Genomic DNA, 13,298 nt, shown 5'->3' with positions numbered 1-13,298 from the left:
GCACCCCGCACCCCGCAGGCTCCCTCCGGCGCGCTCCCTCGGGACGTCCGCCACGTCGGCAAGCGGTTCGTGGACGCGGTCGAGTCCTTCACTCACGTCGCCGGCATTCGGTGACGTCCGCGGCCTCTCATCGGGCGCCCTGAGGAGGCGATCACGCGGTTCGGCTCACCGGCGTCGCCACTCCTCGGCCAGGAGCCGGTAGGAGTGGACGCGGTCCGCGTGGTCGTGGGTGATGGTGGTGATGATCAGCTCGTCCGCGCCGGTGGCTTCCTGGAGCTGTTCGAGCTGGTCGGCGACACGGGCCGGGGTGCCGACGAACTGGGTGTCGACCCGGTCGGCCACCAGGGCCCGGTCCGCCTCGGTCCATGGGTGCCGACGGGCCTCTTCGGGGGTCGGGAAGGGGATGGCGCCCTCGGCGGTGCGGATGCTGCGGACCCATGGGCCGTAGCCGGTGGCCAGTTCGCGTGCGGTCGCCTCGTCCTCGGCGACGACGACGTCGGCGGAGACGCTGACGTACGGCTTGTCGAGGTGATCGGACGGCTGGAAAGCGGCCCGGTAGCCCTCGGCGGCCTCCAGCACGGTGGCCGGGCTGACGTGGTAATTGGCCGCGAAACGCAGGCCGTTGCGGCCCGCCACGTCGGCGCTCTGGCCGCCGCTGCTGCCCAGTATCCATACCTCCACCTCGGCGCCCTCGCCCGGTACGGCGTGTGCCTCGACGCCGTCCGCCGAGCGGTAGTCGCCGCGCAGGAGGGCGAGGATGTCGTCGACCTGCTCGCCGTAGTCCTGCGCGTCGGCGCCGGGCAGGCGCAGCAGCCGTTGCTGGAGCTGGAAGCGGGGTGAGCGGGCCAGGTGCTCCGGGGAGAACCGCGGCGGGATCTTCAGGCCGTTCGGGGTGTGCCCGTCGATGACGGGGGTGGTGGTGGGCCGGGGGTCTGCCGTCCCGCCCGGTGAGCGGCCGCCGGAGCGGCCGAGGCCCAGGTCGAGGCGCCCGGGATGCAGGGCGTCGATCAGCCCGAACTCCTCGACGGTGGACAGGGCGGTCCGGTGTCCGAGTTGTACGGCCCCGGAGCCGATCCTGATCGTGGAGGTCGCCGAGGCGGTCAGGGCGAGCACGACGGCGGGTGAGGTGCCGGCGACGCCCGGGTTGAGGTGGTGCTCGGCGAACCAGTAGCGGCTGTAGCCGAGCCGTTCGGTCTGCTGGGCGAGGTCGATGGTGTTGCGCAGGGCGTCGGCGGCGGTGGAGCCGGAGGAGATCGGGACGAGGTCGAGGACCCCGAGCGGGACGGCGGACATGATCGGATGCTCCTAGCGGTCGGTGGACGCTGGTGCGGGCGTGGGGCCGTACGCGGGTGTGGGCGCGGCGGCGGCTCGGCCGACCTCGGCCGGCAGCGCGTCGTCGATCACCTCGCGGAAGCGCGCGCCGGTGGACTTCCGGACACCGGTCACGGGGTCCGGGGTGTGCGGGACGAGCGTGATGGCGAGGAACCTCACGAGGCCGCCCGCCGGGTCCGCCGCGCCCGGTCGTCGGGGTGATCCAGGCCGAGGTGGTCGCGGAGTGTGGTGCCCGTGTAGTCGTGGCGGAACACACCGCGTTCCTGGAGCAACGGGACGACCGTGTCGGCGAACTCGTCCAGACCGCCGGGGGTGATGTGCGGGACGAGGATGAATCCGTCGGCGGCGTCCGTCTGGACGAAGGTGTCGATGGTTTCGGCGACGGTCGCCGGTGAGCCGACGAACGACTGGCGGCCGGTGGTCTCGATGACCAGCTCGCGGATGGAGAGGTGCTCGGCCGTGGCGCGCTCGCGCCACTGCCTGGCCACCTCGATCGGGTCGCGGAACATCCGGACGCTCGCCCTGCCGCGGGCGATGGTGTTCTCGCCCGGGTCCGGGTCGATGTCGGGGAGCGGGCCGTCCGGGTCGTAGCCGGACAGGTCCCGGTTCCAGACGTGCTCCAGGTACCTGATCGCGGTCTGCCCGCTGACCTGTTGGCGCCGTACCTCACGTGCCCGCTCCCGCGCCTCCGCGTCGGTGTCGCCCAGGACGAAGGTCGCGGCGGGCAGGATCAGCAGTTCGGCGTGTGTACGGCCGTGGCCGGCCAGGCGTCGCTTGACGTCGGTGTAGAAGTCCCGTCCCGCCTCCAGGGTGCTGTGCCGGCTGAAGATGGCGTCGGCGCTCGACGCGGCGAACTCCCGACCCTCGTCGGAGTCGCCGGCCTGGAAGATCACGGGGCGGCCCTGGGGGCTGCGGGGCACGTCGAACCGGCCGGCGATGTCGAAGTGCTGCCCCCGGTGGACGAACGCTCCTGCTCGCGCGTCCTTGAGGAAGACGCCGGCGTCGCGGTCGGCGACGATCTCGTCACCGTGCCAGGAGTCGAACAGCTCGGTGGCGGTGGCGAGGAACTCCTGGGCCCTGGAGTAGCGCTGCTCCTGCGGGAGGAAGCCGCCGCGGCGGAAGTTCTCGCCGGTGAAGGCGTCCCAGGAGGTGACGACGTTCCAGGCGGCGCGTCCGCCCGACAGGTGGTCGAGACTGGCGAACTGGCGGGCCACCTCGTAGGGCTCGTTGAAGGTGGAGTTGATGGTGCCGGTCAGGCCGAGCCGTTCGGTGACGGCGGCGAGCGCGGACAGGACGGTGAAGGTGTCCGGGCGGCCTACCACGTCCAAGTCGTAGAGTCGTCCACCCTGTTCGCGCAGGCGCAGCCCCTCGGCAAGGAACAGGAAGTCGAACTTGGCGCGCTCGGCGGTGCGTGCGAAGTGTGCGAACGAGCTGAACTCGATGTGGCTGCCCGCCTGGGGATCGCTCCACACCGTGGTGTTGTTGACGCCGGGGAAGTGGGCGGCGAGGTGGATCTGCTTGACGGGCTTGCCCGTGATCGGGTCGCTCGTGGCGGCCTTCGTGTGGGTGGCGTTCGTGCTGGTGCGGCTCATGGTCGTGGGGCTCCTCCGGCTCAGGTGGCCGCGTAGCGGTTGGCGGGGCGAGCCAGTCCGAGCAGGCCGCGCAGGGTGTTCGCCTCGTAGGCGCGCCGGAACGCTCCCCGGTGCCGGAGTTCGGGCACCAGCGCGCGGGTGATCCGCTCCAGGTCGTGGCCGACGGCTCCGGGGCGCAGCCGGAAGCCGCTCAGGCCGGCCCGGTGGAGTTCCAGCAGCAGGTCCGCGAGTTGAGCGGGGGTGCCGGTGAACACCTCGGCGTCGGAGGCGAGGGCGTGGCCCGCGAGGTCGTCCAGGCGGCTCTTGCGGTCCCTGGCCGCCCTCGGGTCGTCGTCCAGGAACACGATCAGGTCACCGAAGACGTGGAGCACCTCCCCGGCCCGCCCCGCATCGGCCTGGCCGGCACGGATCTCGGCGACGGCGGCGCGGGCCTGGCCGGTGTCATGCGGGGTGACGTAGCCGATGTCGGCGCTGCGGCCCACCAGTCGGTACGGCGCGCTGTGGTGCGCGAGGGCGCTGACGACGGGCTGTCCCTGCGGTGGCCGGGGGGTGATCGAGGGCCCCTTGACGCTGAAGTACCGGCCCTCGAAGTCGATGTAGTGCAGTTTGTCGCGGTCGATGAAGCGGCCGGTGGCGGTGTCGCGGATCTCCGCGTCGTCCTCCCAGCTGTCCCACAGCCGGCGCACCACTTCGACGTAGTCGGCGGCCTCTTCGAGGAGTTCGTCGACCAGGGCACTGCCCGCCGGTGTGTCGATGTCCTCGGCACCGAGGCGGGGGAACGTGCGCCGGCCGAAGTGCGCCGCCTCGTCCTGCCGTGCCGACACCTTCAGACGCAGACCCGCGCGGCCGCCGCTGACGTAGTCGAGGGTGGCTATCGCCTTGGACAGGTGGAACGGCTCGGTGTGGGTGGCGACCACGGTAGGAACGAGGCCGATGTGCCGGGTCAGCGGTGCGATCCGGGCGGCGACGAGTACCGCGTCCAGCCGTCCGCGCACCTGGTCGGTGCGTCCGTCCGGCTCGGTGGGGTGCGAGGACTGGAGTCCGAGCCCGTCCTCGAAGGTGACGAAGTCGAGCAGGCCGCGTTCGGCCTCGGTCACGAGGTCGGCCCAGTAGCCCGCGGTGAGCAGGTCGTGGGGGCGGGCGCCGGGCTCGCGCCATGCGGCGGGGTGCCAGCCCGTGCCGTCGAGGGCGACGGCGAGGTGGAGCGGAGATTCTGCGGACACGAGGTGCCTTCCTGGGCGGCCGTGCGTCGATCGGTACCGGATGCGCGCGCGGAGGGGGCGGCAGCGGGCGGGCGCGGGTGGGTCAGGGGCCTTCCCCGGACGAGGCCCTGGCGGGGCCCGGACGAGCCCCGGACGAGCCCCGGGAGGGGGTCAGGACCGACCCCTGGCGGAGGTCAGGGGCGACAGAGCGCGCCGGCCACCCGCTGCAGGTCGATGTGGGCCCGGGCGTACAGGCGGACGCCGCCGGGCACGGCCTGGACCACGGGGAGCGCCCTTGCCGCACCGGCCGCCGTGAGCCCTGCGGCCGGGGGCGTACCGGTAGGCGCCACCGCCAGGGCGTGGCGGTCGCGTTCCGACGTGCTGGGCCTCATGTCGTCGCAGGTTAGGCGGTGCGGGGCGGCGGTAGGTGGAGGGCGTATTGCAGTTACGTGAAACCGTGCGCGCTCTTTCCGGGGGCTTGGCGGAGCGTGGCGGATGCTTCCTCCGCCACCTCGAACGCCCAGGTCAGCGGCGCATCCGGTGGGGCGTCAGGTGGCGCAACAATCCAGCAACACCACTATCCCTACCGGATGGCTAGGGTTCGGACCATGCCGCCCACCGACCGCATCCGAGACCACGCCGGCCAAGGCGCCGCGACCACGGTCGCCGCCCACCGCAGCCGGCGCAGGCTGCGCGCCGACCGGGCCAGGCAGCTCGCCGACCTGCTGCGCCGCCAGCTGCTCACCGGCGCTTTCCCCGACGGGGCGCTTCCCCACGAGTCGGCCCTCGCCACCGAATACGGCGTCTCCCGCAACACCGTCCGCCAGGCCCTCGACCTGCTGCGCACCGAGGGGCTCGTGGAGCGTCTGCCCGGTGTCGGCACGCTGGTCGTGGCCGAGAAGTACCCGCACGGCCTCGACCGTCTGATGGGCCTGGCGGAGACCCTCCGCGAACACGGGCGGGTGACCAACGAGGTCCGCACCATGGGACCCGTCCCGGCACCCGCTCCCGTCGCCGAACGCCTCCACGTGCCCCCGGGCGCCGACGTCCTCTACATCGAGCGCCTGCGCCGCCTCAACGGCCTGCCCCTCTCCCTCGACCTCACCTACGTCCCCCTCGACATCGGCACCGCGCTCCTCACCGCTGACCTGGAGAACACCGATGTCTTCCGGCTGCTGGAGGCGGCCTGCGGGCTCCCCCTCGGGCACGCCGAGATCACCCTGGAGGCGGTCAACGCGGACGCCCACTCCGCCGCCGTGCTGCAAGCCCCCCAGGGCGCGGCCGTCCTGATGCTGGAACGCCTCACGCATCTGGCCGACGGCCGGCCCGTCGACCTCGAGTTCATCCGCTTCCGCGGCGACCGCATCACGATGAGCGGCCTGCTGCGCCGCTCCCTCTGACGCCACACACACCGAAGAGCGCAACCTTCCTGGAGACAGCCATGCCCTTGGCGCCCCAGCGGGCCGACGTGCCCGTGACCATCGACGAGTCGAAGTGCATCGACGGCTGCACGCTCTGCGTGGACATGTGCCCGCTCGACTCCCTGGCCATCGACGTCAGCAGCGGCAAGGCGTACATGCACGTCGACGAGTGCTGGTACTGCGGCCCGTGCGCGGCCCGCTGTCCCACCGGAGCCGTCACGGTCAACATGCCCTATCTGCTCCGCTGAGAGGCCCGAACTCCCATGAAACGCACGGCAGTCGCACTCGCCGCCGCCACTCTGCTGCTCCCGCTGTCCGGCTGCGGCGGCAGCGCCGAGGCGGGCGACGGCTCCACGGTCACCGTCACCGTCGGATACCAGTCCAAGACCATCAACACGGTCACCGCCGGCACCCTGCTGCGTTCCCTCGGCTACTTCGAGAAGCAGCTGAACGCCCTCCATGACGGAAGGACGTACAAGGTCGACTGGCAGGACTACGCGACCGGTGCCCCCATCACCGCCCAGATGACCGCCGGGAAGATCGACATCGGCTCGATGGGCGACTTCCCGCTGCTCATCAACGCGGCCCGCGGGCAGCAGCTGGGCAAGCCCACCCGTCTGGTCTCGGTCACCGGCTACAACCTCAAGGGCGGCCTGAACACGGTCGTCGTCGCACCGGACTCCCGACTCACCTCCCTGCGGGGGCTGAAGGGCAGGAAGGTCTCCACGAGCGTCGGCTCGGCCGCCGACGGCACCCTCGTACGGGCCCTGCAGCGGGCCGGCATCGACCCGAACACGGGCATTGAGAAGCTGAACCAGCAGCCCGCGGTGGGAGCTTCGGCCCTCTCGGCGGGCAGCGTGGACGCGCTGTCGCAGTTCGTGGCCTGGCCGGGTCTGCTCGCCTACCAGGGCAAGGCGAAGGCGCTCTACGACGGAGCGCAGCTGAACCTGCCGACCTTCCACGGGGTCACCGCCCGTGCGGACTTCGCCCAGCGACGCCCGGCCGTGCTGGAGGCGTTCCTGAAGGCGCAGGCGGAGGCGACCGACTACCTCGACGCCCGTCCGGTGGAGGCGGCTGAGAAGGTCGCCGGGGCGACCGGCCTGCCTGCCGAGGTCGTCTACCTCTATAACGGCGCCCACGGCGTCTCCACCTTCGACCCGGCCGTCAAGCCGAGGCTCGTCGCCGCGCTCCGGCAGGACGTGTCCGTCCTGAAGGCGGCCAAGCTGACCGGCGACATCGACGTGGACTCGTTCGTCGACGACCGGTACGTCAAGAAGGCCCTGGGTGCCGGCTACGCCGGGCGACTCGCCGCCGGGCCGCCCGCCGCCGCGAGCGAGGTCTGGCCCGAGGGCGTCGCGAGGACACGGAGCTTCGCCTCCCCCGCCCGGCTCCTCGCCTACGTCGCCCGCCACCGGGGCCGCATCCGCGCCGCGTACGTACCGGACGCCACCACCGGCACCCTCTGGTTCGCCGACAGGGCCGTCTGGGTGGCGGACGGCGAGCGATTGCTGCCGTTCGTCGCCCCGGCCACCGCGCGGGCGTACACGGCGGCTCACATCGGCGCCCGGGTGATCACGTACACGGACGCCCTGGGGCGGGCCTCGTGAGCCGCTACCCCGGGCGGGCGGGCCGGCTCGCGCTGCGGGCCGGCTCCCTGGCCGCCGCGCTCGGCCTGTGGCAGCTGCTGACCACCCTCGACGTGAACGTGTGGCTGCGCTTCGCGCAGTTCCCGACGGTGACGGACGTGGCCCGCACCCTCGCCGACCGGCTCACCGGGCCCGACTACTGGACCGACCTCACCGACAGCGTCACACGTATTCTGACCGGCTTCCTGCTCGCCGCCGTCCTGGGCGTCGCCACCGGCGTGCTCGTGGCACGCTCGCGGCTCGCCGAGGACCTGCTCGGCCCGGTCATCGAGGTGGTGCGGCCCGTCCCGGCCATCGCCATGGTCCCCGTGGCCATCCTCCTGTTCCCCTCCAACGAGCAGGGCATCGTCTTCATCACCTTCACCGCCGCCTTCTTCCCCGTGCTGGTGTCCACCCGGCACGCGGTCCGCGCGCTGACCCCGGTCTGGGAGGAGGCGGTGCGCACGATGGGCGGCGGCCGGTGGCGGATCCTGCGGTCCGTGGTGCTGCCGGGCGCGCTGCCCGGCATCTTCGGCGGCCTGTCCGTCGGTATCGGCGTGTCCTGGATCTGCGTCATCTCCGCCGAGATGATCTCCGGTCAGTACGGCGTCGGTTACCGCACCTGGCAGGACTACACGATCGTCAACTACCCGGGCGTCTTCGTCGGCATGGTCACCATCGGCCTGCTCGGCTGGCTCACGTCCACCTCCGTCGAACTGGTCGGCCGTCGCCTCACCCGCTGGCTGCCCCGCACCTCGTACGTCCCGGGCGGCCGCCCCCGGCCCGCCCGCGCCGCCACGACCGCCGCCGAACCCGCCGACGCCGAGGCCGAGGAGGCATGCGATGAGCATCTCGTCTGAGACCGTGCCGGGCGCGGCGAAAACCCTGCCGGCGGGCTCGCGCGGCACCCGCCTCACCCTGCGCGGCGCCCTGCTCGGCCGGCCGGATGCACCGGCCGTGTCCGAGGTCGATCTGGAGGTCGCCGCCGGCGAGATCCTCACCGTCGTCGGCCCCTCAGGCTGCGGCAAGTCGACGCTGCTGCGCACCTGGGCGGGGCTGCTGCCCGCGCTGGACGGGGCGGTGGAACAGGACGGCCGGCGGCTGACCGGCCCCGGCGCCGACCGGGCGCTGGTCTTCCAGGAGGACGCCCTGCTGCCGTGGCGCACCCTGCGCGCCAACGTCGAACTGCCCCTCGCCATCCGGGGCCTGCCCCGCGCCCGGCGCAGGGAACAGGCCGAGGACTGGCTGACCCGGGTCGGTCTCGCCGATCGCGTAGGGCAGTTGCCGCACCGCGTCTCGGGCGGGCAGCGCCAGCGCGCCCAGCTGGCCCGCGCCCTCGCCGGACGCCCCCGCGCCCTGCTGATGGACGAGCCCTTCGGCGGGCTCGACGCCCAGACCCGCGCCGGCATGCAGGACCTGTTGGTGGAGGTGCTGCGCGGCACCGGCGCGACCGTCGTCTTCGTCACCCACGACGTGGACGAGGCGCTGTTCCTCGGCGACCGCGTGGCCGTGCTCGGCGCGGGCCGCCTCGTCGCCGTACGGGACGTACCGCGCCCGCGCGAGCGCGCCGCCCACGACGATCCGGCGCGCACCGCCCTGCGGCGCGACCTTCTCACGTCACTCGGTTCTTGAAAGGCACCCTGGTGGACACCCCTGTGAAGATCCCGGCCCGCACCGACGCCGAGGAGCTGACCTGCGACGTCCTCGTCATCGGCGGGGGCACGGCCGGCACCATGGCGGCGCTGACCGCCGCCGAGCGCGGCGCGGACGTCCTGCTGCTGGAGAAGGCCCACGTACGCCACTCCGGCGCCCTCGCCATGGGCATGGACGGCGTCAACAACGCGGTCGTCCCGGGCCGGGCCGAACCCGACGACTACGTCGCCGAGATCACCCGCGCCAACGACGGCATCGTCGACCAGTCCACCGTCCGCCAGACCGCGACCCGCGGTTTCGCGATGGTGCGGCGGCTGGAGTCGTACGGGGTGAAGTTCGAGAAGGACGAGCACGGCGAGTACGCGGTCCGGCAGGTGCACCGGTCCGGCTCGTACGTACTGCCGATGCCGGAGGGCAAGGACGTCAAGAAGGTTCTCTACCGGCAGTTGCGCCGGCGCGAGATGCGGGAGCGGATCCGGATCGAGAACCGGGTGATGCCGGTCCGCGTGCTGACCACCGAGGGCCGGGCGGTGGGCGCGGTGGGGTTCAACACCCGTACGGGCGCGTTCGTCACCGTCCGCGCGGGCGCGGTGATCCTCGCGACCGGCGCCTGCGGGCGGCTGGGCCTGCCCGCCTCCGGCTATCTGTACGGCACGTACGAGAACCCGACGAACGCCGGTGACGGCTATGCGATGGCCTACCACGCGGGGGCCGAGCTGACCGGTATCGAGTGCTTCCAGATCAATCCGCTGATCAAGGACTACAACGGTCCGGCGTGCGCGTACGTCGCCAATCCGTTCGGCGGCTACCAGGTCAACCGGCACGGCGAACGCTTCGTCGACTCCGACTACTGGTCGGGACAGATGATGGCGGAGTTCGCGGCGGAGGTCGCGTCGGACCGCGGCCCGGTCTACCTGAAGCTGAGCCACCTGCCGGAGGAGTCGGTCGCGGCGCTGGAGTCGATCCTGCACTCCACCGAACGCCCCACCCGGGGCACGTTCCACGCCGGACGCGGCCACGACTACCGCACCCACGACATCGAGATGCACATCTCCGAGATCGGCCTGTGCGGCGGCCACTCGGCCTCGGGGGTACGGGTCGACGACCACGCCCGTACGACCGTCCCCCGCCTGTACGCGGCCGGTGACCTGGCGTGCGTGCCGCACAACTACATGATCGGCGCGTTCGTCTACGGCGAGCTGGCGGGCGCCGACGCCGCGCGGTACACGCCGTACGAAGGGCCGCTCCCGGCGGACCAGGTGCGCGAGGCGCACGAGCTGATCTACCGACCGCTGCACAACCCCGACGGCCCGCCGCAGCCCCAGGTCGAGTACAAGCTGCGCCGGTTCGTGAACGACTACGTGGCTCCGCCCAAGACGGGCGCCCGGCTGTCACTCGCCCTGGAGGCGTTCGAGCGGATGCGCGCCGACATCGCCGAGATGGGCGCGCGGACCCCGCACGAGCTGATGCGCTGTGCGGAGGTCACGTTCATCCGCGACTGCGCGGAGATGGCGGCGCGGGCGTCCCTGGCCCGCACGGAGTCGCGGTGGGGTCTCTACCACGACCGGCTGGACCACCCCGAGCGTGACGACGCGTCCTGGTTCCACCACCTCGATCTACGCAAGTCGCCGTCAGGCGCGATGGAGTTCACGGCGCGTCCCGTGGCGCCCTACCTGGTACCGGTCCAGGGGTACACCCCGGTCGGCGGGCCCTCGCGCCCGCTCGGCCAGGTCCATCCGGAGCAGGTGGCGACGGCGGGTGCCCGGGAGGCGGCACCGGGGACGACGCGGCTGGAACCCGTCCCCGCCGTCACCACCCAGCCCGGCACCGACGCGGAGGCGCCGGCCGCACCACGGCTCCTTGAACTCCTCGCCCTCACCGAGGACCAGCCCGAACTGCCCACGCTCGCGCCCTACTTGACCGACGCGGAGCCCGCGGTCCGCCGTACCGCCATCGCGGTGCTGACGGAGACCGCGCCGGCGGGCACCGGAGCCGCCCTGGCCGCGGCGCTCACCGACACCGACGCGAGCGTCCGCGCGGCGGCGGCCGCCTCGCTGCGCGAGCTGGTCGAGACACTGGCACCGGACCCGCTCCTGCGTGACCGCCTCGTCGTCGCCCTCTCCGGGACCGATCCCGTCGTCCGTACCGCCGCCCTGGACATCCTGCGGGGGCTGCGTGCCGGCGACGAAGACCTGTTCGCGGCCCTGCTGCCGGACTCCGACAGCGGTGTCCGTGGCGCGGCGGTACGGGCGCTCGCGTCGGTCGGCGCCACCGCGGCGGTCGCCCGCGCGGCGGCCGCCGAACCGTCCCGCGAGGTCCGTGTCACGATCGCCAAGGCCCTGGCCGGCACCGGTCCCGCGGCCGACCCGGACGTGCTCCTGCCCGCCCTCGCCGAACTGGCCGACGATCCCGACGCGCTGGTGCGCGCGGCCGCCTACGGGGCCCTGGGCGCGACCGGCTGCCCCGGCCCGCTCGCCGCACACGCCGAGGCGGCCCTGTCCGACCCCGCCTGGCAGGTGCGGGCCGGTGCCGCCACCGCCCTCGGAGCCGCGGCCCCCGCCCTCGCCGTCCCCGCCCTCGCCAAGGCCGTGGCCGATCCCAACGCCGACGTCCGCAAGGCCGCCGTGCTGGCCCTGACCCGGCACCGCGGGTCCGGGGACGCCCGCGCCGCCCTGGCCACGGCCACGGCTGACTCGGACGCGGACGTCAGGGCCTACGCGGGGCGGGCCCTGTGAGACCGGGGCCCCGGGTGACCGGGGCCCGCGCGGGCTCACACCGCCCCCACCTGACCGGCGGCGGTCACGCCCAGGGCGTTCAGCCGGCCGCCGCCAGGAGGGCCGTGCGGCTGCCGAGCGCGTCGGAGAACCGGTCGACGATCTGGGCCAGCGCCGTGGCCGTACCCGGCGCGACGGTCAGCGTGCCGTCGTCACCGACCACGATGTCCCGGTCGAGGGTGAACCAGCCCTGGACGATGTGCGCGGCGCCCATGGAGCTGAGCACGGGGCGCAGGGCGTAGTCGATCGCCAAGACGTGCGCGGTGCTCCCGCCGGTGGCCAGCGGCAGTACGGTCTTGCCGGCCAGACCGTACTGCGGCAGCAAGTCGAGCAGCGCCTTGAGCAGCCCTGAGTAGGCGGCCTTGTAGACGGGAGTGCCGATCACGACGCCGTCGGCGCGGTCGAACAGCGCCGTCGCCTCGACGATCGCCGGGTGCTGGAAGTCGGCGCCGAGGAGCGCCTCGGCGGGAAGGGTGCGGACGTCCAGCGGGATCACCTCGTGTCCCTGGGCGGTGAGCCGGCTGTCGAGGTGGCGCAGCAGCCGGGCGGTGCGGGAGGTGGCGGAGGGGCTTCCGGAGACGGACAGGACGGTGGCCATGGTGGACCCTTCGGGGCTTCGGACGGTCGTGGGGACGGTGCGGGGCCGCGGGCGGCGGCCCCGCGCCTGTGGGCGGCCTGGGAGGACGGCTACTCGTTGGTCCTGGGCAGGCCGGGCGGGTTGACCTGAGACTTCGTGACGGCTTCGTCGGACAGGCCCCAGCGCCCCAGGACCTTGGCGTACGTGCCGTTGTCGATGATCTCGTCGAGGGCGTCGGCCAGGGCCTTGACCAGTCCGTTGTCCTTCTTGGTCGTGGCCGCGATGAGCCCCTGGAGGGTGGCGCCTGCGCCGGAGTAGGTGCCGACGACCTCCGACTTCCCGGTGGTGGCCGCGTGGTAGGCGGCGGTCGGGTTGGGGCCGAGGTAGAGGTCGATCCGGCCGGACTGGAGGGCGAGGTGGGTGTCGCTGTCGTTCTGGTAGTACTTGATGTCGACCGGCTTGAGGCCCGCCTTCACGTCCTCCTTGCTCCATTCGACGAGCAGCTTCTCCTGGTTGGTGCCGCTGCCCACGGCGACCGTCCGGCCCGCGACGTCCTTGGGCCCGCTGACCTTGAGGCCGCTGCCCTTCTTCGCCTCGAAGCCGAGGTTGTCCTCGCGGTAGGAGGCGAAGTCGTACTTCTCCTTGCGCTCCTCGGTGTCGGTGATGTTGCTGAAGCCGACGTCGTACTTGCCGCTGTCGAGGCCGACGAAGATGTTCTCCCAGGAGACGGTGTTGAAGTGCGGCTCGAGGCCGAGGACGTCGGCGACCAGGAAGGCGATGTCGGGCTCGACGCCGATGACGGTCTTGTTGTCGGTGGCGTAGTAGGTGAGCGGCGCGGCGGACCCGGAGGACTCGACGATCTCCAGGGTGCCTCTCCTGCGGATCGCCGCCGGGACCTCGGCGGCGATGGAGTCGACCTTGTCCGTGGTGACGCGGTTCTGGTCGGGGCTGTTGTTGATCCGCGTCGTGGTGCCCTTCGTCGCCGCGACCGCGGTGGTGCCGCCGTCCGAGGGGTTTCCGCAGGCGGCGAGGACGAGGGCGGAGGTGACTGCGAGCGCGACGGCGGCGGAGCGGCGGGCGGTGGGGGCGCCCCCTGTTCGAGCGGAGCCGGGAACCTGGGGG

Annotated in this window: 13 protein-coding genes; 6 read left to right on the top strand and 7 right to left on the bottom strand. The window is 72.9% G+C overall.

Translation table 11 applies throughout. From position 1 onward, the window contains the following. Positions 1–165 precede the first annotated feature (165 nt). From V7E45_RS32620 to V7E45_RS32600, 5 genes are all read right to left on the bottom strand, one after another. On the bottom strand, positions 166–1,293 hold the full coding sequence (locus tag V7E45_RS32620) for an MsnO8 family LLM class oxidoreductase (protein WP_333777846.1): 1,128 nt from the start codon (positions 1,291–1,293) through the stop codon (positions 166–168). 12 nt (positions 1,294–1,305) lie between these two features. Beyond that, entirely contained in the window at positions 1,306–1,491 is a 186-nt protein-coding gene (locus V7E45_RS40755; RefSeq protein ID WP_443056312.1) for a hypothetical protein, read from the bottom strand. Further along, on the bottom strand, positions 1,488–2,924 hold the full coding sequence (locus V7E45_RS32610) for an NtaA/DmoA family FMN-dependent monooxygenase (RefSeq protein ID WP_333777845.1): 1,437 nt from the start codon (positions 2,922–2,924) through the stop codon (positions 1,488–1,490). Before V7E45_RS32610 ends, V7E45_RS40755 begins: the two co-directional genes overlap by 4 nt. 20 nt (positions 2,925–2,944) lie before the next feature. Then, positions 2,945–4,147, bottom strand: a complete 1,203-nt coding sequence (locus tag V7E45_RS32605) for an LLM class flavin-dependent oxidoreductase (protein WP_333777844.1) — start codon at positions 4,145–4,147, stop codon at positions 2,945–2,947. Between the two features lie 173 nt (positions 4,148–4,320). After that, positions 4,321–4,518, bottom strand: a complete 198-nt coding sequence (locus tag V7E45_RS32600; protein ID WP_333777843.1) for a putative leader peptide — start codon at positions 4,516–4,518, stop codon at positions 4,321–4,323. Between the two features lie 216 nt (positions 4,519–4,734). On the opposite strand from V7E45_RS32600, the gene V7E45_RS32595 reads away from it, so the two are divergent. The 6 genes from V7E45_RS32595 to V7E45_RS32570 are packed head-to-tail and all read left to right on the top strand — an operon-like array spanning position 4,735 to position 11,560. Then, positions 4,735–5,526, top strand: a complete 792-nt coding sequence (locus V7E45_RS32595; protein WP_333777842.1) for a GntR family transcriptional regulator — start codon at positions 4,735–4,737, stop codon at positions 5,524–5,526. Between the two features lie 41 nt (positions 5,527–5,567). Beyond that, a complete protein-coding gene (locus V7E45_RS32590; RefSeq protein WP_055491243.1) occupies positions 5,568–5,795 on the top strand; it encodes a 4Fe-4S dicluster domain-containing protein in 228 nt (75 codons plus the stop codon). A 15-nt stretch (positions 5,796–5,810) separates the two neighbouring features. After that, positions 5,811–7,154 carry an ABC transporter substrate-binding protein gene (locus tag V7E45_RS32585; RefSeq protein ID WP_333777841.1) on the top strand — a complete coding sequence of 448 codons (1,344 nt, stop codon included), beginning with the start codon at positions 5,811–5,813 and terminating at the stop codon, positions 7,152–7,154. After that, on the top strand, positions 7,151–8,032 hold the full coding sequence (locus tag V7E45_RS32580; RefSeq protein ID WP_333777840.1) for an ABC transporter permease: 882 nt from the start codon (positions 7,151–7,153) through the stop codon (positions 8,030–8,032). The genes V7E45_RS32585 and V7E45_RS32580 overlap by 4 nt, the downstream gene beginning before the upstream one ends. Further along, positions 8,016–8,804, top strand: a complete 789-nt coding sequence (locus V7E45_RS32575; RefSeq protein WP_333777838.1) for an ABC transporter ATP-binding protein — start codon at positions 8,016–8,018, stop codon at positions 8,802–8,804. The genes V7E45_RS32580 and V7E45_RS32575 overlap by 17 nt, the downstream gene beginning before the upstream one ends. A gap of 11 nt (positions 8,805–8,815) precedes the next feature. Further along, positions 8,816–11,560 (top strand): fumarate reductase/succinate dehydrogenase flavoprotein subunit, encoded by a 2,745-nt coding sequence (locus tag V7E45_RS32570; RefSeq protein WP_443056311.1) that lies wholly within the window; start codon positions 8,816–8,818, stop codon positions 11,558–11,560. A 79-nt stretch (positions 11,561–11,639) separates the two neighbouring features. Here V7E45_RS32570 and ssuE read toward each other — a convergent pair whose 3' ends face one another. Next, complete coding sequence (gene ssuE / locus V7E45_RS32565) at positions 11,640–12,197, bottom strand: NADPH-dependent FMN reductase (protein ID WP_333777837.1); 558 nt, start codon at positions 12,195–12,197, stop codon at positions 11,640–11,642. Positions 12,198–12,286: 89 nt separating this feature from the next. Beyond that, positions 12,287–13,298, bottom strand: a 1,012-nt coding sequence (locus tag V7E45_RS32560) for an ABC transporter substrate-binding protein (RefSeq protein WP_333777836.1), incomplete at its 5' end; no start/stop codon positions are given.

The organism is Streptomyces sp. IBSBF 3136, from assembly GCF_036815105.1.
Classification (GTDB): Bacteria; Actinomycetota; Actinomycetes; order Streptomycetales; family Streptomycetaceae; genus Streptomyces.
The sequence above is the reverse complement of the archived record's forward strand: the minus strand, read 5'-3'. Positions and strand labels throughout refer to the sequence as shown.